This window comes from Arthrobacter sp. SAFR-044, from assembly GCF_059414985.1.
This window is the reverse complement of sequence record NZ_JBPFDN010000006.1, coordinates 155,212-179,678: the sequence shown is the minus strand read 5'-3', so window position 1 is coordinate 179,678 and position 24,467 is coordinate 155,212. Positions and strand designations below refer to the sequence as shown.

Annotated in this window: 22 protein-coding genes; 16 read left to right on the top strand and 6 right to left on the bottom strand. The window is 68.2% G+C overall.

All coding sequences use genetic code 11. The annotated features are described in order from the left end of the window. Positions 1-95 precede the first annotated feature (95 nt). The 8 genes from ACR65J_RS11410 to ACR65J_RS11375 all read left to right on the top strand — a co-directional run bounded on the left by ACR65J_RS11410 (position 96) and on the right by ACR65J_RS11375 (position 9,188). Positions 96-2,246 (top strand): heavy metal translocating P-type ATPase, encoded by a 2,151-nt coding sequence (locus tag ACR65J_RS11410; RefSeq protein WP_440168790.1) that lies wholly within the window; start codon positions 96-98, stop codon positions 2,244-2,246. 32 nt (positions 2,247-2,278) lie between these two features. Continuing rightward, complete coding sequence (locus ACR65J_RS11405) at positions 2,279-2,761, top strand: hypothetical protein (protein WP_440168788.1); 483 nt, start codon at positions 2,279-2,281, stop codon at positions 2,759-2,761. 55 nt (positions 2,762-2,816) lie between these two features. Next, the gene (locus ACR65J_RS11400) at positions 2,817-3,461 is read left to right on the top strand and encodes a DUF305 domain-containing protein (protein WP_440168785.1); all 645 of its coding nucleotides are present in this window, start codon (positions 2,817-2,819) and stop codon (positions 3,459-3,461) included. Between the two features lie 139 nt (positions 3,462-3,600). Next, a complete protein-coding gene (locus ACR65J_RS11395; RefSeq protein WP_440168782.1) occupies positions 3,601-4,290 on the top strand; it encodes an arsenate reductase/protein-tyrosine-phosphatase family protein in 690 nt (229 codons plus the stop codon). 156 nt (positions 4,291-4,446) lie between these two features. Further along, positions 4,447-5,595, top strand: coding sequence for an LCP family protein (locus ACR65J_RS11390; RefSeq protein WP_440168780.1), 1,149 nt, complete (start codon positions 4,447-4,449; stop codon positions 5,593-5,595). A 97-nt stretch (positions 5,596-5,692) separates the two neighbouring features. Beyond that, complete coding sequence (locus tag ACR65J_RS11385; protein ID WP_440168778.1) at positions 5,693-7,384, top strand: alkaline phosphatase D family protein; 1,692 nt, start codon at positions 5,693-5,695, stop codon at positions 7,382-7,384. Between the two features lie 84 nt (positions 7,385-7,468). Continuing rightward, the gene (locus tag ACR65J_RS11380; RefSeq protein ID WP_440168776.1) at positions 7,469-8,275 is read left to right on the top strand and encodes a histidine phosphatase family protein; all 807 of its coding nucleotides are present in this window, start codon (positions 7,469-7,471) and stop codon (positions 8,273-8,275) included. Beyond that, positions 8,259-9,188, top strand: a complete 930-nt coding sequence (locus tag ACR65J_RS11375) for an NAD(P)H-hydrate dehydratase (RefSeq protein ID WP_440168773.1) — start codon at positions 8,259-8,261, stop codon at positions 9,186-9,188. The genes ACR65J_RS11380 and ACR65J_RS11375 overlap by 17 nt, the downstream gene beginning before the upstream one ends. Positions 9,189-9,390: 202 nt before the next feature. Here the strand turns inward: ACR65J_RS11375 and ACR65J_RS11370 are convergent, their stop codons facing one another. From ACR65J_RS11370 to ACR65J_RS11355, 4 genes are all read right to left on the bottom strand, one after another. After that, complete coding sequence (locus tag ACR65J_RS11370; protein WP_440168771.1) at positions 9,391-9,813, bottom strand: Hsp20/alpha crystallin family protein; 423 nt, start codon at positions 9,811-9,813, stop codon at positions 9,391-9,393. A gap of 227 nt (positions 9,814-10,040) precedes the next feature. Beyond that, positions 10,041-10,238 (bottom strand): hypothetical protein, encoded by a 198-nt coding sequence (locus ACR65J_RS11365; RefSeq protein ID WP_440168769.1) that lies wholly within the window; start codon positions 10,236-10,238, stop codon positions 10,041-10,043. A 201-nt stretch (positions 10,239-10,439) separates the two neighbouring features. Beyond that, positions 10,440-12,056 (bottom strand): FAD-dependent monooxygenase, encoded by a 1,617-nt coding sequence (locus tag ACR65J_RS11360; RefSeq protein WP_440168767.1) that lies wholly within the window; start codon positions 12,054-12,056, stop codon positions 10,440-10,442. A 13-nt stretch (positions 12,057-12,069) separates the two neighbouring features. After that, positions 12,070-12,633 carry a hypothetical protein gene (locus tag ACR65J_RS11355; RefSeq protein WP_440168764.1) on the bottom strand — a complete coding sequence of 188 codons (564 nt, stop codon included), beginning with the start codon at positions 12,631-12,633 and terminating at the stop codon, positions 12,070-12,072. Positions 12,634-12,778: 145 nt separating this feature from the next. Here ACR65J_RS11355 and ACR65J_RS11350 point away from each other — a divergent pair, with 145 nt between their 5' ends. The 3 genes from ACR65J_RS11350 (at position 12,779) to ACR65J_RS11340 (ending at position 16,549) form a co-directional block, all read left to right on the top strand. Further along, positions 12,779-14,995 carry a S9 family peptidase gene (locus ACR65J_RS11350; protein ID WP_440168762.1) on the top strand — a complete coding sequence of 739 codons (2,217 nt, stop codon included), beginning with the start codon at positions 12,779-12,781 and terminating at the stop codon, positions 14,993-14,995. A 146-nt stretch (positions 14,996-15,141) separates the two neighbouring features. Beyond that, positions 15,142-15,348: a hypervirulence associated TUDOR domain-containing protein gene (locus ACR65J_RS11345; protein ID WP_440168760.1), complete on the top strand. Its 207-nt coding sequence runs from the start codon at positions 15,142-15,144 to the stop codon at positions 15,346-15,348. Positions 15,349-15,352: 4 nt separating this feature from the next. After that, on the top strand, positions 15,353-16,549 hold the full coding sequence (locus tag ACR65J_RS11340) for an NAD(P)/FAD-dependent oxidoreductase (RefSeq protein ID WP_440168758.1): 1,197 nt from the start codon (positions 15,353-15,355) through the stop codon (positions 16,547-16,549). 58 nt (positions 16,550-16,607) lie between these two features. Here the strand turns inward: ACR65J_RS11340 and ACR65J_RS11335 are convergent, their stop codons facing one another. Then, entirely contained in the window at positions 16,608-17,774 is a 1,167-nt protein-coding gene (locus ACR65J_RS11335; RefSeq protein WP_440168755.1) for an acetate kinase, read from the bottom strand. Positions 17,775-17,927: 153 nt separating this feature from the next. Between ACR65J_RS11335 and ACR65J_RS11330 the strand changes: the two genes are divergently transcribed. After that, on the top strand, positions 17,928-18,218 hold the full coding sequence (locus tag ACR65J_RS11330; protein ID WP_440168752.1) for a hypothetical protein: 291 nt from the start codon (positions 17,928-17,930) through the stop codon (positions 18,216-18,218). A gap of 70 nt (positions 18,219-18,288) precedes the next feature. Here the strand turns inward: ACR65J_RS11330 and pta are convergent, their stop codons facing one another. Beyond that, positions 18,289-20,415, bottom strand: coding sequence for a phosphate acetyltransferase (gene pta, locus ACR65J_RS11325; RefSeq protein ID WP_440168750.1), 2,127 nt, complete (start codon positions 20,413-20,415; stop codon positions 18,289-18,291). Between the two features lie 223 nt (positions 20,416-20,638). Here pta and ACR65J_RS11320 point away from each other — a divergent pair, with 223 nt between their 5' ends. The 4 genes from ACR65J_RS11320 to ACR65J_RS11305 all read left to right on the top strand — a co-directional run bounded on the left by ACR65J_RS11320 (position 20,639) and on the right by ACR65J_RS11305 (position 24,466). Next, positions 20,639-21,109 carry a hotdog fold thioesterase gene (locus ACR65J_RS11320; RefSeq protein ID WP_440168748.1) on the top strand — a complete coding sequence of 157 codons (471 nt, stop codon included), beginning with the start codon at positions 20,639-20,641 and terminating at the stop codon, positions 21,107-21,109. Positions 21,110-21,116: 7 nt separating this feature from the next. Further along, a complete protein-coding gene (gene paaK / locus ACR65J_RS11315; protein ID WP_440168745.1) occupies positions 21,117-22,496 on the top strand; it encodes a phenylacetate--CoA ligase PaaK in 1,380 nt (459 codons plus the stop codon). A gap of 98 nt (positions 22,497-22,594) precedes the next feature. Next, a complete protein-coding gene (locus ACR65J_RS11310) occupies positions 22,595-23,233 on the top strand; it encodes a TetR/AcrR family transcriptional regulator (protein ID WP_440168743.1) in 639 nt (212 codons plus the stop codon). Positions 23,234-23,335: 102 nt separating this feature from the next. Continuing rightward, positions 23,336-24,466, top strand: a complete 1,131-nt coding sequence (locus ACR65J_RS11305; RefSeq protein ID WP_440168740.1) for a S1C family serine protease — start codon at positions 23,336-23,338, stop codon at positions 24,464-24,466. Position 24,467: the final 1 nt, after the last annotated feature.

Genomic DNA, 24,467 nt, shown 5'->3' with positions numbered 1-24,467 from the left:
GCTACCCCCTGGCCTGAAATGGACCGCGCCTCTACCGCGCGGACTCCGATTTACCGCTTGGCCGCCCCGGCGGCGACTGCTTCCAAGGAGGAGCAATGCAGGACCATCACAACACGCACCACCAACACGGCACGCACGATCCAGGCACCCCCGGCCACCACCAGCCATCCAGCGGGACGCTGACCCAGCCGCCGGCGCACGGTGCAGGGCACGCACAGCACGGCACCCACGGCGACGACGACCACACCATCCACACCCATGGCCAGCACGCAGGGCACAGCACCGCCATGTTCAAGAACAGGTTCTGGCTGACCCTTGCCCTCGCTGTTCCCGTGGTCTATTTCAGCCCCATGATGGCCCACCTCCTGGGCTACATGCCGCCGGAGTTCCCCGGTTCCGCCTGGATTCCGCCGGTCCTCGGCACGGTCATCTTTCTCTACGGCGGGCAGCCGTTCCTCAAAGGCGGCCTGCAGGAGCTGAAGGACCGTACGCCGGGAATGATGCTGCTGATCGGTATGGCCATCACCGTGGCCTTTGCCGCGTCCTGGGTCACCAGCCTGGGGATCGGCGGTTTTGACCTTGACTTCTGGTGGGAACTGGCGCTGCTGGTGGCCATCATGCTGCTGGGCCACTGGATTGAGATGCGCGCCCTCGGGTCTGCGCAGGGTGCCCTTGACGCCCTCGCCGCGCTGCTGCCGGACGAGGCCGAACGCATCACGGACAACGGCACCGAAACCGTTCCTGTGTCCGAGCTCAACCCCGGGGACCTGGTCCTGGTCCGGCCCGGCGCCCGCATGCCGGCCGACGGCAGCGTGGTGGACGGGCAGGCCGAATTCGACGAATCCATGATCACCGGCGAATCCAAGACCGTGGCCCGCGGCGCCGGGGACGCAGTGGTGGCAGGAACGGTCGCCACGGACAGCAGTGTCCGGGTCCGGGTCACGGCCGTTGGGGACCAGACCGCCCTGGCCGGGATCCAGCGGCTGGTGGAGGAAGCGCAGGCCTCGTCCTCCCGCGCCCAGGCCCTGGCGGACCGTGCCGCGGCGTTCCTCTTCTACTTCGCCGCCGGCGCCGGCGTCCTGACCTTCATCGCCTGGACGCTGCTGGGTAGCGTTCCGGACGCCGTCACCCGGACCGTCACCGTGCTGGTCATTGCCTGCCCGCACGCCCTGGGCCTCGCGATCCCCTTGGTCATAGCCATTTCCACCGAACAGGCTGCCCGTGCCGGGGTGCTGATCAAGAACCGGATGGCCCTGGAACGGATGCGGACCATCGACGTGGTCCTGTTCGACAAGACCGGCACACTGACCACCGGCGAGCCGGAACTGAAGGACGTTGCCGTGGCTGACGGCGCGGATCCCGACGCGGTGCTGGCCCTTGCCGCCGCCGTCGAATCGGACAGTGAACATCCCGTCGCACGCGCCATCGTGCGGGCCGCCAAGGCACGCAACCTGGCACTGCCCGCTGCTACCGGCTTCACCTCGTTGACGGGCCGCGGTGTCCGGGCCGGCGTGGATGGCCGTACCGTGCACGTGGGCGGGCCGGCGCTCCTGCGCGAGCTCGGCGCCGTCGAACCTGCCTCTTTGGCCGCCGGCACCAAGGCGTGGATGGACCGCGGCGCCGCCGTGCTCCACGTGGTCGACGACGGCAGGGTCCTGGGTGCCGTGAGCATGGAGGATGCGGTGCGGCCGGAGTCGCGGCAGGCCGTGTCAGCCCTGCAGCGGCGCGGCGTCAAGGTGGCCATGGTTACCGGCGACGCCCACCAGGTGGCGCAGGCAGTGGCCGCGGACCTTGGCATCGATGAGGTATTCGCCGAGGTCCTGCCAGCAGACAAGGACAAGAAAGTCGCTGAGCTGCAGGGTCGCGGCATGAAGGTGGCCATGGTGGGCGACGGCGTCAACGACTCCCCTGCCCTGGCACGGGCCGAGGTTGGCATCGCCATCGGCGCCGGAACCGATGTCGCCGTGGAATCCGCCGGCGTGGTGCTGGCCGGAAACGATCCCCGGGCCGTGCTGTCCATGGTGGACCTGTCCCGCGCCAGCTACCGGAAAATGTGGCAGAACCTGGTGTGGGCCACCGGCTACAACATCCTGTCCGTGCCGTTGGCTGCCGGCGTCCTCGCGTTTGCCGGGGTGGTCCTGTCCCCCGCTGCCGGGGCGGTGCTGATGTCCGCCTCTACCGTGGTGGTGGCGCTGAACGCCCAGCTCCTCCGGCGCCTGAAACTGAACCCGTCAGAGGTACGTTGAGTGCTGGAGACCAAATGGAAGGAGGGACCGGCATGACCACCCGCGCCGTGGCGTCCCTCCTCCGCTGGGCGTGGCTGCTCGCCGCTGCCCTGGGTGTCATCACGGGGTTGCTGGGCATGCACGTACTGACCCCAGGGCACGCTTCCCACGGCGCGGTTTCGCCAGCCGGTCACGCGACTGCCGGTCACGCGGCTGCCCTTCACGCGACTGCCGGGCACACCGCCGTCGCGCAATCTCCCGTTGGTGGCCAGGCCGGTCACGTTGACCACGCGCCGGCCGCTTCCGCCCTGGACATCCCAGGCATTGCCGCCGCCTGCGGCGATTCCTGCCCGGGGGCACAGGAATCGGGGGCGCCCTGCATTCCGTCAGCCCCCAGCGGCCCGGTCACCATTTCCCCGCCCCACGCAACCCTGACCGTCCTGCCGCTGCAGCCGGCAGCCGCCAAGGCCCGCGCCGGCTACGGCTACCTGCCGCCCAGCCCCACACCCTGCGACCTGTCCATCAGCCGGACGTAAACCGGACTGCGCCACCCATAACGGCCCAGTTCCCTACGTCCCTGAAGGACAACCCATGAACACCACTTTCAAGAACCTTTCCATTGCTGCTGCCTTGGCCGCTTCGCTCGGACTCGCCGGCTGCGCCGCGGATACCGGCTCCGGCTCCGGCATGCCCATGGACCACGGCAGCTCCGGCGCCATGTCAAGCAACATGCCCAGCGCCAGCAACATGCCGAACATGAGGCCGGGGGCCAGCGCGGACCACAACCAGGCGGACGTCATGTTTGCGCAGATGATGGTCCCGCATCACGCCCAGGCGGTGGAGATGAGCGGAATCATCCTGGCCAAGACGGACATGCCTGCGGAGGTGACCGCACTTGCCACCAAGATCAAGGCGGCGCAGGCCCCGGAGATCGAGCAGATGACCGGCTGGCTCACGGGCTGGAACGTGCCCACCATGATGAGCGACGACTCCGGGCATGGCATGGCCGGCATGGTGGACGACCAGGGCATTGACAAGCTCAAGTCCGCCACCGGGACCGAGGCCGCCAAGCTGTTCCTGGAGCAGATGATCGGCCATCACGAGGGCGCCATCGACATGGCACAGCAGGAGATCAGCGCCGGAAAGTTCCCGGACGCTGTCAAGCTGGGCCATGACATCGTGGACGCCCAGCAGTCCGAGATCACCCAGATGAAGCAGCTGCTGGCCACGATGTAGCCGGCATGCGGCGGGACCAGCGATGACGCCCGGCGCGGCGGCGGCACCCAGGTTTGGGACGCCGCCGCGCCGCTGCGTGTTAAGTTGAAAGGCACGGGCCCGAGCGGGTCCGGCACCCGCTGGGAAAGAGAACATCTCCTTGGACACTTCCGCACCAGTACGAATCCTGACTGTCTGCACCGGGAACATCTGCCGGTCACCCGTGGCGGAGCGACTGCTGCAGGCAGGGCTGGACCAGGTGGTGCCGGGCGGTTTCCAGGTGTCCAGCGCCGGAACCCGCGCCTTGGTGGGAGAGCCGATGCAGCCCATTTCCGCGGACATCGTGCGGACCTTTGGCGGCGCCCCGGACGGGTTCGCGGCCCGGCAGCTCACGCCGAAGATCCTGCGCGGCGTGGACCTGGTGCTCACCATGACCTCCGGGCACCGCGGGGAAGTCCTCCAGCTTGATGCCTCCCTGCTCAAGCGGACATTCACCATCCGCGAGTTCGCGCGGATGCTCGACGTCCTCGACCAGCGGGCGCCTAGTGGAGACAGCCAACGGGCGCCTGCTGCGGGCAGCCAGCCTGCCGCCGTCGTACCTTCTGTAGGTGCCGGGACCGGCGCGTCCCACGTCGACGCCCTCCTCGCTGCCAACGCCGCCGTCTGGCGGTCCTTGCCGGCGCGGGCCGCCGGGGTGCGGCACCTCTCGCTGCCGTCGGACGCTTCGGACAACGACATCGTGGACCCGTACCGCCGTGCAGCCGAGGTGTACCGGGAGATGGAGGACCAGCTGGCCCCCGCGATCATCTCCATCCTGCGCCATGCCCGGCTCAACGCCCCCAAGGACTAGCCGCTGCACCGTTACCGCAGCTCCACGCCAGCGGCAGCCGACATTGCGGCGGACATTCCCGCGGACACCCCAGGTGACAGTTTGGATACTCCTGTAGCCAACTGGGGCCTGCGGGACGGACACTAATCCCACCAGTCACAATGAGGTGGAGGCGTCATGAGCATCCCAGGCGGTTCTGATCCAACCGGGCCCGCCGGCGCCGGAAACTCCGGTTCCCGGCAACCGGGCCCAACCAGTTCCCACCGGCCTGCCTGGATGCTTGCCTTGGGCCGCCGCCGCTGGATCGCCGCGCTGCTCGCGCTGGTGCTGGTGGTGGCTGCCGGCATCGCGGTCTTCAGCCTGAACCGGGCGGGCCGGCAAGCACAGCCTGCAGCCTCCCAGACCCAGTCGCCCAGCGCCACGCCAACGCCCACCCCTTCACCGTCAGAAACTCCCCCGCCGGCCCCTGCTGCACCGCCGCCGCCTGCTCCCATCCCGGACCTGCCCGCGGCCCCCATGAACATCCTGGTCATCGGCAGCGACATCCGTGACACCCCCGCCCGGGACGCCGCAGCCCACACGGCGGCCACCGGCGAAGCCGCTGACCAGCGGGCTGACACCCTCATGGTGGTACACGTTCCCGCCGATCGCAGGAACCTCTACTTAATCTCCATCAACCGCGACAACTGGGTGGACATCCCCGGCTACGGGGCTGCCAAGATCAACGCCGCCCTGCAGTATGGCGGGATCGACATGGAGACCGCCACGGTGCAGCAACTGCTGGGGATCACGATTGACCACACCCTGATGCTGGACTTCGGCGGGTTCAAGATCCTGGTGGACGGCCTGGGCGGCATCGACGTCAACGTGCCCATCCCCTTCCAGTCCACGATCGAAACCCAGCACGTCTTCAGCGCCGGCGTGAACCACCTGGATGGCCAGGCTGCCTTGGAGTTCTCGCGTGAGCGCTACGCCTTCTCGGACGGCGACTTCCAGCGCGTGCGCGACCAGCAAATCATGCTCCGCGCCATCCTGGCCCGGCTCACGGCCGGGGGTGCCCTGAATGACGTGAACGCAGTGCGCTCGCTGGTGGATTTCGCGTCCTGCTGCCTCACGGTGGACCGGGGCTTCGATCCCGTCCAGGCCGCGATGCTGGCCTACAGCCTGCGCAACCTCGATGTGAACGCGATCGGCACCATGACGCTCCCGACGGCGGGCTCCGGCTTCGTTGCGGGGCAGTCCGTGCTGTTTCCCGACTACGGAGGCATCGCCGCGGTGGGCGCGGCCTTGCGGGAGGGCCGGATCGCCGACTTCGCGAAGCCATAGGGCCGGGCCGCCAGGTCCGCCTGCTGTTCAGCCGCGCCTCACCCCGGGTTCACTCCGCCGCCAGAATCTGTGTGCCCGCCCGGGAAACCCTGAGGACATGACTGAGACTTCCCAGGCCGGGGTTGCCCGCCGCACCATCATCAAGAGTTCCGTCCTCGCCGCCGCGCTGGCCTCCGTCCCCGCCGCGAACGCCACGGCAGCCAGCCAGTCGCCCGCCGGCGTCGCACTGGTCCGCAACCGGCTCACCCTGCCCAGCGGCGTCGCCACCGGCGACGTCACCTCGGATTCCGCCGTCCTCTGGTCGCGTGCCTCGGGCGCCGGGCGGATGACGGCTGCGCTGCGCGCCGTGGACGACGCCGGCCAGGTGCTCAGCGGGCGCGGCGCCTTCGAGCGGGTCCTCCGCGGGCCCCGCGCCACCCCGGCCTCCGATTTCACCGCCAAGATCCACGCAGGGAACCTGCCGTCCAACACCCGGTTCGCGCTGGAAATCAGCTTCGAGGACGACGGCGGAGCGGTCAGCGAGACGGTCCGCGGCAGCTTTCGCACGGCGCCCGACATGGGGACGGCCAACGGCAAGGGCCGCACCGGTGGGACGGGCAACGGAGGCGACGTCCCGGCGTCGTCCGCGCAAAGCTTTGTGTGGACGGGCGACACGGCCGGCCAGGGGTGGGGCATCAATGAGGAGATCGGCGGCATGCGCGGCTACCGGGCCATGCACCAGACCCGTCCCGACTTCTTCATCCACTCCGGCGACACCATCTACGCCGACGGCCCCATTGCCGAAACTGTGGTGGAGAAGGACGGGCAGGTGTGGCGGAACCTGGTCACCGAAGAGGTGTCCAAGGTGGCCGAGACGCTCACCGAATTCCGCGGCCGGCACCGCTACAACTCCATGGACGTCAACATGCGGGCCCTGTTCGCGGACGTTCCGGTGATTGCGCAGTGGGACGACCACGAGACACACAACAACTGGTACCCCGGCCAGATCCTGGATGACTCCCGCTACACCGTGCGGGACGTCAACGCCCTCGCCGCCCGTGGCCGGCAGGCCTGGCAGGAGAACATGCCCATCGCGGACAGCTCGGCCATCTGGCGCCCGGGAACATTCGACGACGCCGGCACCTACCAGCCGGCCCGCATCTACCGGAAGATCTCCCGCGGCCCGCAGCTGGACATCTTCTGCCTGGACATGCGCACCTACAAGTCCCCCAACACCGACGGCAAGGAACCCTACGCCACCGCCATCCTGGGCCAGGAGCAGGTGGACTGGCTGATCCACGAAGTGTCCCGGTCCAGGGCCACGTGGAAGGTGATTGCCGCCGATCTTCCGCTGGGGATCATAGTGCCGGACGGCCCGGTGAACCAGGAGAGCGTGTCCAACCGCGACGCCGGTGCCCCCTTGGGCCGTGAGCTGGAGATCGCCGGGGTGCTCAGCGCGATCAAACGCAACGGCGTCAAGAACACCGTCTGGCTCACCGCCGACGTCCACTACTGCGCCGCCCACCACTACTCCCCCGAGCGGGCAGCCTTCACCGATTTCGATCCGTTCTGGGAGTTCGTGGCCGGACCCATCGCGGCGGGATCCTTCGGCCCGAACGCGATGGACGGCACCTTCGGTCCCGAGGTGGTGTTCTCCAAGGCCGGACGCTTCGCCGGCGAGTCCCCGCGCGACGGCGAAAACCAGTTCTTCGGGCACGTGCAGCTGGATCGGGACAACAGCTTCACCGCCAGCCTCCGCAACGCCAACGGCGCCACCGTGTTCTCGAAGGTCCTGACCCCCGCGCGGTAGGCCTTCGGTTATTTTCCGCCGCCCCGTGGGTACGCCTTGGGTAATGTTCCTGCATTTGGCGCGGCGAGCGGATGGGGTGGTGTTGTGAAGGATGAGCGGGCGAAGGGTGCTGCGGCGGACGACGACGGCCTGACGGAGGCGGTCCAGGAAGCCGGGGCGGTAGAGCTGGTGTTGATCCGGCACGGCGAGAGCGAAGGCAACGTTGCGGCCACCGAGGCGCGCGAAGCCGGGGTGGAGGTCATCCAGGTTCCCGCCCGGGACGCAGACGTGGACCTGTCCGGAACGGGCCGGGACCAGGCCAAAGCCCTGGGTACTGCCTTGGGCCGGATCACCGAGGAATTGCGCCCGGATGCGGTCGTCTCCTCCCCCTACGCGCGTGCCCGGCAAACGGCTGAGATCGCGGTGGAAACGGCAGGCTGGCCGGTCGAGGTGCGCATCGACGAGCGGCTCCGGGACCGCGAACTTGGCATCCTGGACCGCCTCACCCGGCTGGGCGTGGAGAACCGCTACCCGGAGGAATCCGAGCGCCGTGACTGGCTGGGCAAGCTGTACTACCGGCCGCCGGGAGGGGAATCGTGGGCGGACGTGGCGCTGCGGCTGCGGTCGGTGCTGGCGGAACTGAACAACCTGGGCACCGGCCACCGGGTAATGCTGGTCTGCCATGATGCCGTGATCATGCTGTTCCGGTACGTGCTGGAAGGGCTTAATGAGAAGGAACTGCTGGACCTTGCGGCCAGGGAAGCCATTCTCAATGCCTCGGTGACGCGGTTCGTCCGCCCGTCCGGGGTGGGCCCCTGGACGTTGGAAAGCTTCAACGTTGCCGACCACCTCGCGGAGCAGGGCGTCGCCGTCACGGAGCACGCGGGAGACACCAGTGTCCGGCCGCGGTGAATCCTCCGGCCCCACCCTGGTAGCGCCGTCGCTCCTGCGCGATTGGCCGCTGCCGGCCCCGGGCGAGGATAAATATTCACGCGGGTCGGTGCTGGTGGTCGGCGGAGCCCGGGCCACTCCGGGCGCTGCACTGCTGGCCGGCGTTTCAGCACTGCGGGCCGGCGCGGGAAAGCTCACGCTGGCGGTGGCCGGGTCCGTGGCCGTGCAGCTGGGGGTGGCCCTGCCCGAATGCGGCGCAATCGGCCTGCCGGAGACTCCCGGGGGCTCCGTCAAGCCCGAGCTCGACAGCATTTCCTCCTACCTGGACCGGGCAGACACCGTCCTGGTGGGCCCGGGGCTGGATGACGAGGACCTCGCCCGGGAACTGCTCCAGGCCATGCTCAACCGCGAGGCGGGCCGCGACGGTGCCTCCGATGCTGACGGCGCTGGAGGTCCCGCCGTCGTCCTCGATGCCTACGCGCTGGGCGCCCTGGTGCATGTGGAGGACCAACTGGGCCCCTGGCGCGGCCGGCTGATCCTCACACCAAACCCGACGGAAGCGGCGATCCTCCTGGGACGGGATGTGGCGGACCTCGAAAAAGACCTCCCCGAGATCTCCGCAAGGTTCGACGCCGTGGTCAGCTGCCAGGGGCTCATCACGCAGCCGCCGGGCCTGAATCCCGACGAGCCGGAACTGTGGAAAATCACCACCGGGTACGGCGGCCTGGGCACCTCCGGCAGCGGCGACGTGCTGGCGGGAGCGATTGCCGGACTCCGCGCCCGTGGAACCACCGGCGCCCAGGCGGCCTGCTGGGGGACCCACCTGCATGCAGCGGCGGCGGACCGGCTGGCCAGCAGGCTGGGGCCGCTGGGATTCCTGGCCCGCGAACTTGCCGACGAACTGCCCGCGCTGATGCTGGAACTCAGCGTCTGACGCACGGCCCCGGCGGCGGAGCCGAGGCCCGGCATCGCGCCGCACACGTGGATGGCCCCCGGCCGAAGCCGGGGGCCACCGTGGCGGGAGGTTAAGGCCTACGCTGCCGGTGCGCTGTCTGGCGCTGTGGCGTGCACAGAATGGCGATTCGCCCCAAAAAGGCAGTCAACAGATGTGCCCGCCTCCCGGTCCTGTGGTGAAACTAGGCAGCGATTTCCTGCTTTGCCCCCTTCGTTTCAATCTCGATCTTGCGCGGCTTGGCCTTTTCGGCAACCGGGATCCGCAGCGTCAGGACGCCTGCGTCGTAGCTGGCCTTGACATGATCGGTGTCCAGCGTGTCGCCAAGGATCAGCTGGCGGCTGAAGACGCCGCGCGGCCGTTCGGAGGCGATCAGTTCGGTGTCCTTGCCTGCCGGGTCCGGGCGTTCGGCCCGCACCGTCAGGACATTCCGTTCAACATCCAGGTCCACCGAGTCCACTGCGACGCCGGGCAAATCGAAGGCCACGACGAATTCCTGGTCCTCACGCCATGCATCCATCGGCATCGCCGCCGGGCGTGCAGCCGTGCCGAGGACCTGCTGGGCCAGCCTGTCCAGCTCGCGGAACGGATCGGTTCGCATCAACATGGCTTCCCTCCTCGTAAGAGATGGTCCAACACAGTTTCCATATCAGCCGATCTGTAGTGGCTGATATAGATTTTTTAGCACCCGAGAAGTAGGTCTGCAAGGGTTTCAGGAACGATTTTTGAAGGATTTTCAGCCGCGGGAACGACGCCGTCCAGGACAGGCGAAAGGGACCTCCTACCCGTGCCGGGGCACGCGGCGGGAGGTCCCCTTATGGCTGTTGGAGCCGCTCAGTCCCGGGTGGGATCCGGGCGGAGCGGCGCCGGGCCGGGATCCGGGACGGGCAGCGGGCCCGGGGGCGCCGGTGCGGGGAACGGATTCGGGGACGGCGGGCCGGGTGGACGCGGCTGGGTGGGGTCCGGGGACGTGGGCTCCGGGCCGGGGTCCGGCGGAAACGGCTCAGGTTCGTGCACTGGCGGGATGGTCATCAACTTCCCCTCTCACGCTGGGCGGATCACACTGGGCAGGTCACGCACCGGGCGGACGTGCCTTGGACTGACCAGACTACGCTTGCCGTCCGCCCGCAACCACCCTCCCCCGCTGCTCCATCAGCTTTGGTTCCGTGACGCCGCCTTGTGAGCCACAAGTGATGGCATCACGACGTCGGGGCTTGCAGGGGTAGGCAGCGTTCAGTCCCGGGCGGCACCGACCAGCCGCAGCCAGCCGCGCAACTGGGCGGGGTCTGCCTCCCCGCAGCGGAATCCCACGTACCCGTCGGGGCGGACCGCGACCACACCACGGCCGGGGTGGCTGGTGAGCCGGTGCAGGTGGAGCAACGGGACCCTTCCAGCGCCTGCCGGGGCGGGGACGGCACCCAAGGCGCCGGAGCCGGCGTCGCGCTCCAGCAGGAGGTGTACCCCCGGGGCGGCGGTCAGTTCGTGAAGGCGGACCGGCCGCCCGTCGACCGAAGCGGGCGCGTCCGGCAGCCGCTCCCCGGGCCTGGGCCACCGGCCGGACCGGGGCGTGCCGTCACGGGAAATGGCGCTGTTCCGGTAATGCACGAAGGGCTGGGCAAGCAGCCTGATGCCCTTGGATGTGAGCCACCGCTGCCGGAGCAGCAGTGGCATGGCCGGGGCCAATACGGGCAGGATGCCGCGGGCCAGGCGGGCGGCGGGATGCGGCGAAGCTTCCCCGAAGAAGATGACGTGCGTCAGTGCCAGCACCCGCCGGGCGGCAAGCCGCCGCTCCTGTCCGTAGGTCTCCAGCAGTTCCGGCAGCGGCCTGCCTGCCGTCGAGGCGAACCCGAGCTTCCAGCCCAGGTTGAGGGCGTCAAGTATCCCGTTGTTCATGCCCTGGCCGCCGGCCGGAGAATGGGCATGGGCGGCGTCGCCGGCCAGGAAAATGGGATCGTTGCCGAACGTCCCGGCAATCCGGTGCTGCAGCGGAACCTGCGCCGACCAGCGCACCTCCCGGACGGCGGCGCCGAGCCCTGATTCCCCCACCAGGCGCGCCACCTCATCCTCCGGAACGGGCGGCCCCAACTGGCCGAAGCGGGCGTCCGGTGGCGGGACTGCCGGCCGGGTGGCCAGCATTCTCCATGTAGCGCCTTCGCCCAGCGCGAAGAGGAAGACCAGCCCCGCCTGCCCCACCGCAACGTGCAGCAGACCGGGGTCCAGGGGCCCGTCCAGTTCCAGGTCGGCCATCACCGCTTCCACCCCATACGGGCCACCGCGCCACGGTGCACCGATGAGGTTCCTGACCGTACTCGACTGTCCGTCACAGCCGACAAGGAACCGGCTGCGGTGCGCTTGATGGCCACCGTAAACGGCCTGGAGCTCAGCGTAAACCGGCCCGTCCGGAAGCTCCTGCGCCCCGCCACCTTCCGTTCCGAGGCCGCGGAACTCGACGCCCCAGTCCACGGGCACACCCCTGGCCTGCAGCGCATGCCAGAGCACATCCTCGACGTCGGCCTGCCGGACCAGGGTCAGGTGCGGAAAAGCGGTGTCAGGAAGATCCGCGTGCCCCAGCCGTGCCTCCACGATGCGGCGGCCCAGGTGGATGCGTGCTTCCGGCGTGGTGTCGGCCCGGTCCAGCAGCTCGTCGGTCACCCCCAGCGGGCGCAGGCCCTCCAGGGCCCGGGCATGCAGCATCATGGCCCGGGACGGGCGGACCCGGTGTTCGCGCCGGTCCACCACCCGGACGGTGGCGTCATGCGCGTGGGCCTGGAGGGCGGTGGCGAGCCCGGCGGGACCTGCGCCCACCACTAAAACGTCCGTGTCCGCCGTCGGACTTTCCCCGACTGCCATGCCAGCGCTGACCTCACGCCTTGGGAAGCACCCGCCACCAGGCGTGGTCCGCTTGGTCCGTGGCCTTCATCCGGCCGGGGTCGGCCAGCACCTCGTCGCGGCGCAGCCCGGGAAGCACTTTGTAGCTGATGGAACCGGGAACGCTCACCAGTTCCAGGACCCGCCAGAGGGCCGCGGCATACTTGCGGGCCCGCTCCGCGCCGTCCCATTCATACAGCCCGCGGTAGGCGCCGAAGGTGTCGTGGGCGCACCAGAGCTTGGAGACGAACCCCGGGAACCCCACGAACAGCGGGGTGTTCAGCAGGCTTTCTGCTTCAAAAAAGCGGTGCGCCTTGCCCCGGGTCCACCTGAGGGTGAAGGCCACCACCAGGATGCAGGGCTCGCTGGGGCTGCGGTCGACGGCGGTCTCCCGGTAGACCCGTGAGGTGCTTCCGTCGGCGAAGTGCAGCATCCGGCCCACGTTTTCCCTGGGCAGGTGTACCTGCCTACGGGCCAGCATGAGGCAGGACGTTCCCACGCCCCTGGCCACCGCCAGCCATGCTTTGGCCCGGGGAGCCGGTCCGGATTCGGGGGTCATGGCTTCTCCTTTCCTTGCAGCGTATTCCAGCCTGCGGGGGCCGCGCGCAGGATCCCAGAGTCTTTCGCCCTCCTTTCCGGCCGCCGCCTCTCCCCCGTCAGCGAACGGCCTGCTGACTCACGGTGGTGGTCTATATATTGAATCCATGACCTCCATTTCCCTGCAGGACTCCACCGGCACCGCGGTCCCGGCGCCTCCGGTTGCCAAGAAGATTCCCACCGAGCGCACCCACCACGGGGAGACGTTCGTGGACAACTACGAATGGCTGCGGGACAAGGAGTCGCCGGAGGTGGTGGAGCACCTGCGGGCCGAAAACGCCTACCAGGAAGCCGTCACCGTCAACCAGGAACCGCTCCGCGAGGCCATCTTCCAGGAGATCAAGGGCCGCACCCAGGAAACCGACCTTTCCGTGCCGCACCGCAAGGACGGCTGGTGGTATTTCAGCCGCTCGGCGGAGGGCAAGGAATACGGCATCCACTGCCGGGTGAAGGCGCAGGACACCGGGGACAAGGTGGCCGACTGGACTCCGCCGGCCGTGGAGGCAGGGGTGGGGATTCCCGGTGAAGAGGTCCTCCTGGACGGCAACGTGGAGGCGGAAGGCAAGCCGTTCTTTTCAGTGGGCGGCACCGCTGTCACCGTGGACGGCAATCTGTACGCCTATGCCGTGGACAACTCCGGCGACGAACGGTTCACGCTGCGGATCAAGGACCTGCGCACCGGTGAGCTCCTGCCGGATGTCATCGAGAACATCTTTTACGGGGTTGCTTTCTCCCCGGACGGTACCCGCCTGTTCTACACCGTGGTGGACGAGTCCTGGCGCCCCTACCAGGTGAAGGCGCACGTCCTGGGAAGGCCTGTGGCCGACGACGTGGTGGTGTACCAGGAGGACGACGCCGCCATGTGGCTGGGCTTCGAGCTCTCCGCGGACCGGCGCTACCTGGTGCTGGGGATCGGATGCTCGGAGTACAGCGAAACCAGGCTGCTGCGTTTCGACGACCCCGAACAGGCCGTCACCACCGTGATCTCCAGAAACGAACGCATCCTCTACGAGGCAGAACCCTTCCTGCTCGACGGGCAGGAGCGCATCCTGCTCACGCACAACCGGGGCGCCATCAACTCCATGGTCTCCCTGGCTGACCCGGCCGAGCTGGATAGGCCGCTGGCCGAACAGACCTGGCAGACCGTCGTCGAACATTCCGGCGATGTCCGCGTCAACGGTGCCGGCGTCACCGCCACTCACCTGATCGTGTCCATCCGCAAGGACACCATCGAACGCGTCCAGGTGATGGGGCTGGCCGGGCTGGGCACGCCTGCCCAGCAGGAGCCCGTGGAACCGGCGTTCGATGAGGAGCTCTACACCGCAGGCGTGGGCGGCTCGGACTATGAGGCACCCGTGATCCGGCTGGGTTACACGTCCTACTTCACGCCGTCGCGTATTTATGACTTCGTCCTGCCAACCCCGGAGCAGCCCGCGGGCGAGCTGCTGCTGCGCAAGGAAAGCCCCGTCCTTGGCGGCTACGACGGCAGCGACTACGTTGCCACGCGTGAATGGGCGACGGCGGCGGACGGCACCCGCATCCCGCTGTCCGTCCTGCGGCACAAGAGCGTCAAGCAGGATTCGACGGCGGCGGGCCTGGTGTACGGGTACGGCTCCTACGAGATGAGCATGGATCCCGGCTTCGGCATCGCGCGGCTGTCGCTGCTGGACCGCGGCGTGGTGTTCGTGATCGCGCATATCCGCGGCGGCGGGGAGCTGGGCCGGCACTGGTACGAGGACGGCAAGAAGCTCACCAAGAAAAACACCTTCACCGACTTTGTGGATGCCACCGACTGGCTGGCGAACTCCGGCTGGGTGGACCCGGCACGGATCGCGGCCCTGGGCGGTTCGGCGGGCGGGCTGCTGATGGGTGCCGTGGCGAACATGGCACCGGAGAAGTACGCGGCCATCGTGGCGCAGGTGCCGTTCGTGGATCCGCTCACCAGCATCCTGGACCCTGACCTGCCGCTGTCTGCGCTGGAGTGGGAGGAATGGGGCAACCCCATTACCGATCCGCAGGCCTACGCCTACATGAAGTCCTACTCGCCCTACGAGAACGTGCGGGAGGTGGCCTACCCCAGGATCGCCGCCGTCACATCCTTCAACGACACCCGCGTCCTCTACGTGGAGCCTGCCAAGTGGGTGCAGGAGCTGCGGAACAAGACCACGGGATCCCAGCCCATTGTCATGAAGATCGAGATGGACGGCGGCCACGGCGGGGCGTCCGGCCGGTACGTGCAGTGGCGCGAACGGGCCTGGGACTACGCGTTCATCGCCGACGCCCTGGGCGCCACCGAACTCCTTCCCGGCGCGGGCGTGAAGTAACCCATCGATTGCTCCGTAAATGTCGTTTTGGGCTCGCTAAACGACAGGTACGGAGCAATCGATGCGCATCGCCATATCCGGAAAAAGCTAACCATGCTTACCATTGGGGGGCACTTGTTTTCCGCAGGGACACCAGAGGAGCAGGCATGTCATTGGGCAAGGGAACGCACGTGGAGTGGAACACTTCACAGGGCAAGACGCACGGCAGGATTGTCGAAAAGAAAACCAGCGACTTCGAGCTCGACGGCAACACGCACCGCGCCAGCGGGGATGAGCCGCAGTACGTGGTGGAATCGGACAAGACCGGCGCCCGGGCAGCGCACAAGGCGTCCGCGCTGACCGAGAAGAAGTAGCGCCGTGGCTGCCCAGCATGAGGTTGTAATCATCGGTGGCGGCAATGCCGGGATCTCCCTGGCGGCCCGGCTGCAGCGCTACGGCGTCAAGGACGTGGCCGTGATCGAGCCCAGGGACCACCACCTCTACCAGCCGCTGTTCTCGCATATTGCCGGCGGCCGGGCGCCGGCCCAGGAGGCTGTGCGGAGCCAGGAATCCGTGATGCCCCAGGGCGTCACCTGGATCCGGGATGCCGCGGTGGGCGTGGACGCGATGGCCAACACCGTCACCCTGGGATCCGGAGCGCAGGTGGCTTACGGCCAGCTGGTGGTGTGCCCGGGGCTGCAGTATGACTGGAACGCGGTACCGGGACTCGCCGAGGCCGTGCATTCACCGTACGGCGCATCGCATTACGAGTTCGAGCTGGCCCCCAAAGCCTGGGCGCTGCTCAGCGCCATGACGTCGGGGACCGCAATTTTCAGCATGCCGGCAGGGCCCATCAAGTGCGGCGGCGCAGCCCAGAAACCGATGTACCTGGCCTGCGACTACTGGCGGGAACAGGGGGTCTTGGACAAGATCCGGGTGGTCATGGTCCAGCCCTACCCCACCGTGTTCGGGGTGCCGGAAGTGGACCGGGAACTGGACCGCAAGATCGCCGAGTACGGCATCGAACTGCGGACCAACAGCGAGCTGGTGGCGGTGAGCCCTGCCGGCCGCCGCGCCACCATCCGCGACCACGCCGCGCACACCACGGAGGACCTGACGTACGACGTCCTCAATGCCGTCCCCCCGCAGTCGGCCCCGGACTGGCTGAAGGCCACGGACCTGCCGGCTAACGGTGACGCCGGCGGCTTCGTGGAGGTGGACCGGCAGACGCTGCGGCATCTCCGGTACCCCAATGTGTGGTCCCTGGGAGACGCCGCGGGTACCACCAATTCCAAGTCGGGCGGATCCCTGCGCAAGCAGACCAAGGTGGTGGCGAAGAACATTGTGGCAGCCCGGAAAGGAAAGCCGCTGCGCGCCAAGTATGACGGCTACTCGGTATGCCCGTTCACCGTGTCGCGGAACACCGTGGTCTTCGCCGAGTTCGATGACAGGTACCGGCCCATGCCCAGCATTCCGCGCGTTCCCACTTGGAACGAAAGCAGGCTGTCCTGGGTGGTGGACCGGGACCTGTTCCCCAAGGTCTACTGGAACCTGATCCTCAAGGGCCGGGCGTAGAGCCCCTCCACCCCATCCATTGCTGACTAGTTGTCGTTTCGGAGGCTCAAAAGGACAATTACGGAGCAGCCGATGAGGCGACGACGGCGGCGGTCGCCTCCGCGATGGCGCGCTCCTCGTCCGTGGGAACCACCAGGACGGGGATCGCGGAGGACTGAGTGGAAATGACGCGCGGTTCCTTTGACCGCTGGGCGTTCAGGCCGGCGTCGAGCTCTATGCCCAGCGCGCCCAGCCGGTCCGCCACCTGCGCCCGGAACTGCTGTGAGTTCTCGCCGATGCCGGCGGTGAACACCAACGCTTTGGCCCCGCCCACCGCCACGTGGTAGCCGCCGATGTACTTGGCCAGCCGGTAGGACGCCACGGCGAGCGCCATCGAGGCGCGTTCATCGCCGGACTCGGAGGCCTCCACCACGGAGCGCATGTCGTTGTTGCCGGCCAGGCCCTTCAGCCCGGATTCCCGGTTGAGCATGGTGTCGATGTCCTCCGGCGTCCAGCCCGCGCGGCCAAGGAACACCAGGATGGAGGGGTCCAGGTCGCCGGAGCGGGTGCCCATCACCAGGCCCTCGAGCGGGGTGAAACCCATGGAGGTGTCCACCGAGTGTCCGCCGCGGATAGCCGTCACCGAGGCGCCGTTGCCCAGGTGGGCGATGACGCCGTCGAACTCTTCGACGGGAAGGTCCAGCAGCGCCGCCGACCGGCGCGCGACATACTCGTGCGACGTGCCGTGGAAGCCGTAACGGCGGATGCCGTGGTTGGTGTAGAGCTCGTCCGGGACGGCGTACCGCCAGGCGTGCTCGGGCAGGGTGCGGTGGAAGGCGGTGTCAAAGACGGCCACCTGCGGCATCTTGGGCCACTTCTTAGTGATGGCCCGGATGCCCAGGACGTTGGCGGGGTTGTGCAGCGGCGCCAGCGGGTTGAGGCGTTCGATGGCACGCGTGATCTCGTTGTCCACCAGCACGGGCTCAGCGAACCGCTCGCCGCCGTGGACCACCCGGTGCCCCACGGCGCCCAGTTCCCGGTCCCCCAGTTCCTCGTGAATCGCTGCGTCAACCTGCTCCAGGGCCTCGGCATGGTCCCGCGGGCCTTCGACCTCACCGTCGCCGCCCCCGCCGTTGCCCATGCCGATCTTCTCGATCAGTCCCTCGGTGAGCACCGTGCCGGCGGCCACGTCCCGGACCTGGTACTTCAGCGACGACGAACCGGAGTTGATGACGAGCACGAGCATGCGGGGCCTCCTCAGCCTGGCGTCTGCAGTTCAACCCCCACTATAGGTTGCCCGCTATATGTGGCAGCCCTCCCCGTGCCGTTCCTTGCGGATCAGCGAAGCCTGTGCATAGAGTCGGCGGACAAGGCTGGACCACGCCGAGAGGACAATTCCATGACGAACGAGCCCAATTCGATCGACGAGAACGACCCCACCAACACGGGATCCAGCAGCACCGCCCCGCTGAACGCGCAACCCGACTCGGGCAGCAAGGATGACCCCACGGGGGTGGAGGGCGCCAACCCGGCCCTGGACGACACCGGCAACCTCAAGGCGGCCGAGACCGGGGAGGCGCCTGAGGCTCCTCAAGACCGGGAAGGCCTGGACCTCACGCCGCAGGGCCTTTCGGACGAGCCGGCCAAACAGGAAGACCCGGAGAGCCTGGCCAAGCCGGACAACAGCTGACGGATCCACACGCAAAAGGACGACGCCGGCACTCACCAAAGTGCCGGCGTCGTACTTTGTAGGTGGTCTCCTAGGAGGCGGGTGCCTCCGCGGGGGCGTGTGCGGCGACCTGGGCCTGCGCTGGATTCTGCGCTTGCGCCTGGATGGCCGTGATGGCCACCGTGTTCACGATGTCCTCCACCGTGCAGCCGCGGGAGAGATCATTCACGGGCTTCCGCAGCCCCTGCAGGACCGGCCCCACGGCCACGGCACCGGAGCTCTGCTGCACAGCCTTGTAGGTGTTGTTGCCGGTGTTCAGGTCCGGGAAGATGAACACGGTGGCCTGCCCCGCGACGGTGGAACCGGGCATCTTGGATGCGGCGATCGAGGCATCCACGGCGGCGTCGTACTGGATGGGGCCCTCCACGGCGAGGTCCGGGCGGCGCTGGCGCACCAGTTCGGTGGCCTGCCGCACCTCGTCCACCGCTTCGCCAAAGCCTGAGCCGCCGGTGGAGTAGGAGAGCATCGCCACCCGCGGCTCCACCCCAAACTGCGCCGCGGTCTCGGCCGAGGCCAGGGCGATGTCCGCCAGCTGCTCCACGTTGGGATCCGGGTTCACGGCGCAGTCGCCGTAGACCAGCACCCGGTCCGGCATCAGCATCAGGAACACCGAGGACACGATCTTCACGCCCTCACGGGTTTTCACGAACTCCAGGGCCGGCCGGATGGTGTGGGCGGTGGTGTGGGCGGCGCCGGACACCATGCCGTCCACCACGCCCAGCTGGACCATCATGGTGCCGAAGTAGCTTCCGTCCTGCATGATCTCCAGCGCCTTGGGCAGGTCCACGCCCTTGTGCGCCCGCAGTTCGGCATACTTCTCGGCGAATTTGAGCCGCAGGTCGGAAGTGGCGGGGTCGATGACATTGATGCCGGACAGGTCGATGCCGTTGGCCGCAGCCAGCTCACGGACGTCGGATTCCGGGCCCAGGAGCGTCAGGTCGCACACATCGCGGCGGTGCAGGATTTCGGCGGCCCGCAGGATCCGGACGTCAGTCCCCTCCGGGAGCACCACGTGGCGGCGCTGCGCCCGGGCCCGCTCGATGAGGTCGTGCAGGAACCGCAGCGGCGTCATCCGCTCGGCCCGCGGCAGGTGCAGCCGCTCCACCAGTTCGGCCTCATCCACCCGCCGGGACCAGAGGCCCAGGGCGGAGGCCACCTTGCGCCGGTGGCCCGACCAGATCTCGCTGCGCACCTCGGACACCCGGCGGGCGGTCTGGTACGTGTCCTCGTCCGCGGCAAACACAGGGAACGGCGCCTGCGCCAGGAGCGGGTAGATGTTGGCGTCCGGGGCCAGGCCACCGGTGAGGATGAGCGCCGAAGCCACGGGAAATTCGGGCGAGAAGGAGGAGGCCAGGCAGGCCACCATCACGTCGGCCCGGTCCCCCGGCACGATCACCAGGGCGCCCTCGTCCAGCACGTTCAGGAAGTTGCCCACGTTCATGGCGGCCACCTTGATGTCCCTGACGTCGCGTTCCATGTCCGGCGTTCCCGCGATCTGGCGAACGCCCAGCGCCGCTGCCACCTCACCGGTGGTGGGACGGGCGATCTCTTCCAGCTCAGGCAGGATATACACCGGTCGGCCGGACGCCCCGGGCTTCAGGGCAGCCGCGATGGCGTCCAGCTCCCCGGCGCTGGCCCTGTTCACCATGATGGCCAGCAGGGCGCACCGTTCGGCGGCGAGCTCCTTGCGGGCAACCTCGACGGCGGCGGCGGTCTCAGCGACGGTCCGCCCCTTGGCCCCCACCACCGCCACCACAGGTGTGGCGAGGTTGTTGGCCAGCCGGGCGTTGAGGTCGAACTCGACGGCGGAGTCCTGGCCCACCAGGTCGGTGCCTTCCACGATCACCACGTCGCAGTGGCGCGCGATGTCAGCGAAGATCTCCACGCACCGGGCATCGATTTCCGCCCGGTTTCCTTCCGCGAGCAGGGTGCGGACCTCGTCGTAGGTCAGGCCGCCGCGGCAACGATCGTCATCCAGGGCGAACCGGGCCTTCATCAGGGCCACCATCGGGTCATTGGCGGCCGAGGGCCCGTGGACCACCGGCTTGAAGAAGCCAATCCTGTCCGCATGCCGGTGCAGGGTATCCGCCAGGCCGAGCGCCACCAGGGACTTGCCCGAGCCGGGGGTGGTTGCGCTGACGTAGATGCCTTTGGCCATGGTCCGCCCTTTGCTGTTCTTGCTGGTGCCGGTCCCCCCATCCTTGCACTTCTGTCCCGCGAGATGGCACTTCAGGGCAATGTCGGGGACGGGGACTGCCGCCAAGTGCCATCTCGCGGAGGGGCGCGGGAAGGCACGCGCGGAGCCGCCTCCTCTTGACACCGGACCCCCTCATGGGATTACCTAATGAACATTCGGTAAATAAAGCTGGAGGCAATGACGCATGGCTGAAACGACAGTTTCCGGGGCCACCCACCCCATCCTGGAAAACGACTACGCCTCCGAATGGATGGGAATCGAGGTCCTGGCCCTCAGCGACGGCCACGCCACCATCCGGATGACGCTCCGGCAGGAAATGCTCAACGGCTTCGGCATGGCCCACGGCGGAATGATCTTCGCCTTCGGCGACACTGCTTTCGCCCTGGCGTGCAACCCCATCCACCCTGCACCCGGCGAGGAAAGCACCATCACCGTCGCCTCCGGCGTCGACATCAACTTCCTCAAGCCCGCCTTCCGGGGCCAGGTACTCACGGCAGTGGCGGACCGCCGCTCCAGTGCCGGCCGCAGCGGCCTGTACGACATCCAGATTTTCGCCGCGGATGCCGGTACCCCGGCTTCCGAAAAACAGCCCAATTCCCCGGGCGAGCTCATCGCCGAGTTCCGCGGACGCAGCCGCACCATCCCCAAGAAGTAGGAAAACCATGACCCTGCATGCCCCCGAAACCCCCGCCGCTGCCGTTTCCACCCAGGAGTCCGCAGGCGCCGGCACCGACGCCGTCCTGGACCGCGAGGAAACCATCTCGCGCGACGAGCTCGAAGCCCTCCAGCTCAGCCGCCTGCAGCACACGGTCCAGTACGCCTACGACCGGGTCCCCCTGTACAAGCGCAAGTTCGACGAGGCCGGCATCCATCCCAACGACCTGCGTGAACTCGAGGACCTGGGCAACTTCCCCTTCACCACCAAGGACGACCTGCGCGAGGAATACCCGTTCGGCATGTTCGCGGTGCCGCAGAGCGAAGTAGCCCGGATCCACGCCAGCTCGGGCACCACGGGCCGGCCCACCGTCGTCGGCTACACCAAGCAGGACCTCGCCGACTGGGCCAAGCTCGTGGCCCGCAGCTTCCGCGCCTCCGGCATCCGCCCCGGCATGAAGGTCCACAACGCCTACGGCTACGGCCTGTTCACCGGCGGCCTCGGCGCGCACGCCGGCGCAGAAGCCTTGGGCTGCACCGTCATCCCCATGTCCGGCGGCCAGACCGAACGCCAGATCCAGCTGATCCAGGACTTCAAGCCAGACGCCATCCTGGCCACCCCCACCTACCTGCTCACCATCGCCGACGCCATGGCGCACATGGGCATCGACCCCGCCTCCACCTCGCTGAAGTTCGCCGTCCTCGGCGCCGAGCCGTGGACCCAGGAGATGCGCCACGAACTCGAAGTGATGATGAACATCAAGGCATGCGACATCTACGGCCTGTCCGAGGTCATGGGCCCGGGCGTCGCCGGTGAGGCCGTGGAAACCCAGGACGGCAGCCACATCTGGGAGGACCACTTCCGCCCCGAAATCATCGACCCCTTCAACCCGGCCCCCGGCAAGGAAAACGTCCTGCGGGACGGCGAGCACGGCGAACTGGTCTTCACCTCGCTCACCAAGGAAGCGCTGCCGATCATCCGCTACCGCACCAAGGACCTCACCCGCCTGCTGCCCGGCTCGGCACGTCCGGCACACCGCCGGATGGGCCGCATCACCGGCCGCAGCGACGACATGATCATCCTGCGGGGCGTGAACCTGTTCCCGTCCCAGATCGAGGAAATCGCCCTCCGGATCCCCGAACTCAGCCCGCATTTCCAGCTCGAACTGACCCGCCCGGAAGGCCAGCGGATGGACCAGCTGACCGTGCGCATCGAGCGCCGGGACACGGTCACCGTTGAGCAGAGCACGACGGCGGCACGCACCTTGAAGGAGCAGATCAAGATCCACGTGGGTTCTTCGTGCACCGTGAACGTGGTGGACCCGGGCTCGCTGGAGCGCTCCAACGGCAAGCTGCGCCGCATCTACGACATGCGGCCGAAGGCGTAGCGAAAGATGTTGCCGGGCATAGCCGACGCCGGCCGGGTTGCCGCCCGGCCGGCCCGGAGCTCCCGGACCGACCGACCGTTCGTGAGAAACTAGCCACTATGCCCAGCACCACTGAAACATCCAGCCCCGCCGGCGCAGCAGCCAACGGAACAGCTAAGCGCGGCCGCCCCGGCTACGACCAGCAGTCCGTGCTGCGCATCGCCGTCGACGTCTTCAACCGCCACGGCTACGACGCCACATCCATGGGGATCCTGGCGGACAACCTGGGCATCTCCAAGTCCGCCATCTACCACCACGTGCCGTCCAAAGGCGACCTGCTCAAGCTTGCCCTTGATCACGCGCTGGGCGGCCTTGAGGCCATCCTGGAGCAGCCGGAGGCCACCTCCGGGGCCGCCGATGCCCGGCTGGAGTTCGTCCTCCGGCAAACGGTGGCGGTGCTGGTGGACCGCTTGCCTTTCGTCACCCTGCTGCTGCGGCTGCGGGGCAATACGGAGATTGAGCGGGACGCGCTGGAACGCCGCCGGACCTTCGACCATAAGGTAGCCGCGCTGATTTCCGCCGCCCGCGATGAAGGCTCGCTCCGCCAGGACATCGATCCCCGCACCGTCACGAGGCTCCTGTTCGGCATGATCAACTCGATCGTGGAATGGTACAAGCCTGGCGGTTCCCTGTCCCCGAAACGGCTGGCCGACGACGTCATCACCATGGCGTTCGACGGCCTCCACGCGGACGTGTAGGCCCGGATGCACCGGTCCGCAGCCAACTAATAAGGGTGCTTGGTATTTTGCGGGCTCCCCGGCTACGGTGGTAGAAAGCCATCGTCCGCAGGGAGGTCCTGAATGAGCCAGGCCATCGGTCCACGGTGTTCATGCCGCCTCCGGACAGTTCTGACGGGCGGCCTCGTTGCCGCAGCCCTGGCACTCAGCGGCTGCACGGGTACGCCAAGTCCCCCAGCCTCCAGCAGCGCCTCCCCTGGCGAGGCATCGCCGTCGGCTGCTGCCTCCGGAGCTCCCGGCTCAGCAGCGCCAAGCGCCGGCGGTGGCTCCGATTCCGGAACCGCAGCCGGCAACCTGCCGCAACTCGTGGAGAACCTTTCACCTTCCGTGGTCACCATCTTCACCGAGGGCGGCCTGGGCAGCGGCGTGGTGTACTCCGCGGACGGCCTGATCCTCACCAATGAGCATGTGATCCGCGGCGCCACTACCGTGGAGGTGGGGTTCGCGGACGGGCAGCGCGTCGAAGGGACTGTCAAGGCAAGCGATCCCGTGACCGACCTCGCGCTGGTCCAGGCCAAGCGCACGGGCCTGCCCAAGCCCACCTACCAAAGCACCCTGCCCAAGGTAGGCGAGGGCGCGCTGGTCCTGGGCTCCCCGCTCGGATTCGAGAACACGGCCACCGCGGGCATCATTTCCGGGCTGCACCGCTCCATCCCGGGCTCCGCTTCTAACAGCCTCTCGCTGGTGGACCTTATCCAGACGGACGCCCCCATCAGCCCCGGCAACTCCGGCGGCGCCGTGATCAACATGCGCGGCGAGGTAATCGGGATCAGCGAGGCGTACATCCCGCCGTCAGCCGGCGCGGTCTCCCTTGGCTTCGCCATCCCCGCCGCCACCGCCGTGGACGTGGCGGAGGAACTGTTGGCCAACGGCACCGCCAAGCACGCCTACCTGGGCCTTACCCCGGGCGAACTGACGGCCCAGATCGCCGCCCAACTGGGCATCGAGGCAGGATCCGGAGTCGTGGTCCTCGCCGCAGACGCTGACGGTCCGGCGGGGAAGGCAGGAATCCGCCCCGGCGACGTCCTGGCGTCCATGGAGGGGGTGGAGCTCACCACGCCGGAGAAGCTCCTGGCGGAACTGCGCAAGCGCAACCCCGGCGACACCGTAGGCTTCAAGGTCAAGCGGGGCGACCAGACCCTGGATATCAAGGTGGACCTCACCGACCGCCCCGCCGCCACAACCACCCGATAGG

What these genes read in the sequence shown, in the direction of transcription:
- ACR65J_RS11310 (WP_440168743.1), top strand. Translation starts at nt 22,595, where the DNA reads ATGCCCAGCACCACTGAAACATCCAGCCCCGCCGGCGCAGCAGCCAAC.
- ACR65J_RS11370 (WP_440168771.1), bottom strand. Translation starts at nt 9,813, where the DNA reads ATGTTGATGCGAACCGATCCGTTCCGCGAGCTGGACAGGCTGGCCCAG.
- ACR65J_RS11335 (WP_440168755.1), bottom strand. Translation starts at nt 17,774, where the DNA reads ATGCTCGTGCTCGTCATCAACTCCGGTTCGTCGTCGCTGAAGTACCAG.
- ACR65J_RS11385 (WP_440168778.1), top strand. Translation starts at nt 5,693, where the DNA reads ATGACTGAGACTTCCCAGGCCGGGGTTGCCCGCCGCACCATCATCAAG.
- ACR65J_RS11390 (WP_440168780.1), top strand. Translation starts at nt 4,447, where the DNA reads ATGAGCATCCCAGGCGGTTCTGATCCAACCGGGCCCGCCGGCGCCGGA.
- ACR65J_RS11405 (WP_440168788.1), top strand. Translation starts at nt 2,279, where the DNA reads ATGACCACCCGCGCCGTGGCGTCCCTCCTCCGCTGGGCGTGGCTGCTC.
- ACR65J_RS11365 (WP_440168769.1), bottom strand. Translation starts at nt 10,238, where the DNA reads ATGACCATCCCGCCAGTGCACGAACCTGAGCCGTTTCCGCCGGACCCC.
- ACR65J_RS11410 (WP_440168790.1), top strand. Translation starts at nt 96, where the DNA reads ATGCAGGACCATCACAACACGCACCACCAACACGGCACGCACGATCCA.
- paaK (WP_440168745.1), top strand. Translation starts at nt 21,117, where the DNA reads ATGACCCTGCATGCCCCCGAAACCCCCGCCGCTGCCGTTTCCACCCAG.
- ACR65J_RS11330 (WP_440168752.1), top strand. Translation starts at nt 17,928, where the DNA reads ATGACGAACGAGCCCAATTCGATCGACGAGAACGACCCCACCAACACG.
- ACR65J_RS11345 (WP_440168760.1), top strand. Translation starts at nt 15,142, where the DNA reads ATGTCATTGGGCAAGGGAACGCACGTGGAGTGGAACACTTCACAGGGC.
- ACR65J_RS11305 (WP_440168740.1), top strand. Translation starts at nt 23,336, where the DNA reads ATGAGCCAGGCCATCGGTCCACGGTGTTCATGCCGCCTCCGGACAGTT.
- ACR65J_RS11355 (WP_440168764.1), bottom strand. Translation starts at nt 12,633, where the DNA reads ATGACCCCCGAATCCGGACCGGCTCCCCGGGCCAAAGCATGGCTGGCG.
- ACR65J_RS11350 (WP_440168762.1), top strand. Translation starts at nt 12,779, where the DNA reads ATGACCTCCATTTCCCTGCAGGACTCCACCGGCACCGCGGTCCCGGCG.
- ACR65J_RS11360 (WP_440168767.1), bottom strand. Translation starts at nt 12,056, where the DNA reads ATGGCAGTCGGGGAAAGTCCGACGGCGGACACGGACGTTTTAGTGGTG.
- ACR65J_RS11320 (WP_440168748.1), top strand. Translation starts at nt 20,639, where the DNA reads ATGGCTGAAACGACAGTTTCCGGGGCCACCCACCCCATCCTGGAAAAC.
- ACR65J_RS11400 (WP_440168785.1), top strand. Translation starts at nt 2,817, where the DNA reads ATGAACACCACTTTCAAGAACCTTTCCATTGCTGCTGCCTTGGCCGCT.
- pta (WP_440168750.1), bottom strand. Translation starts at nt 20,415, where the DNA reads ATGGCCAAAGGCATCTACGTCAGCGCAACCACCCCCGGCTCGGGCAAG.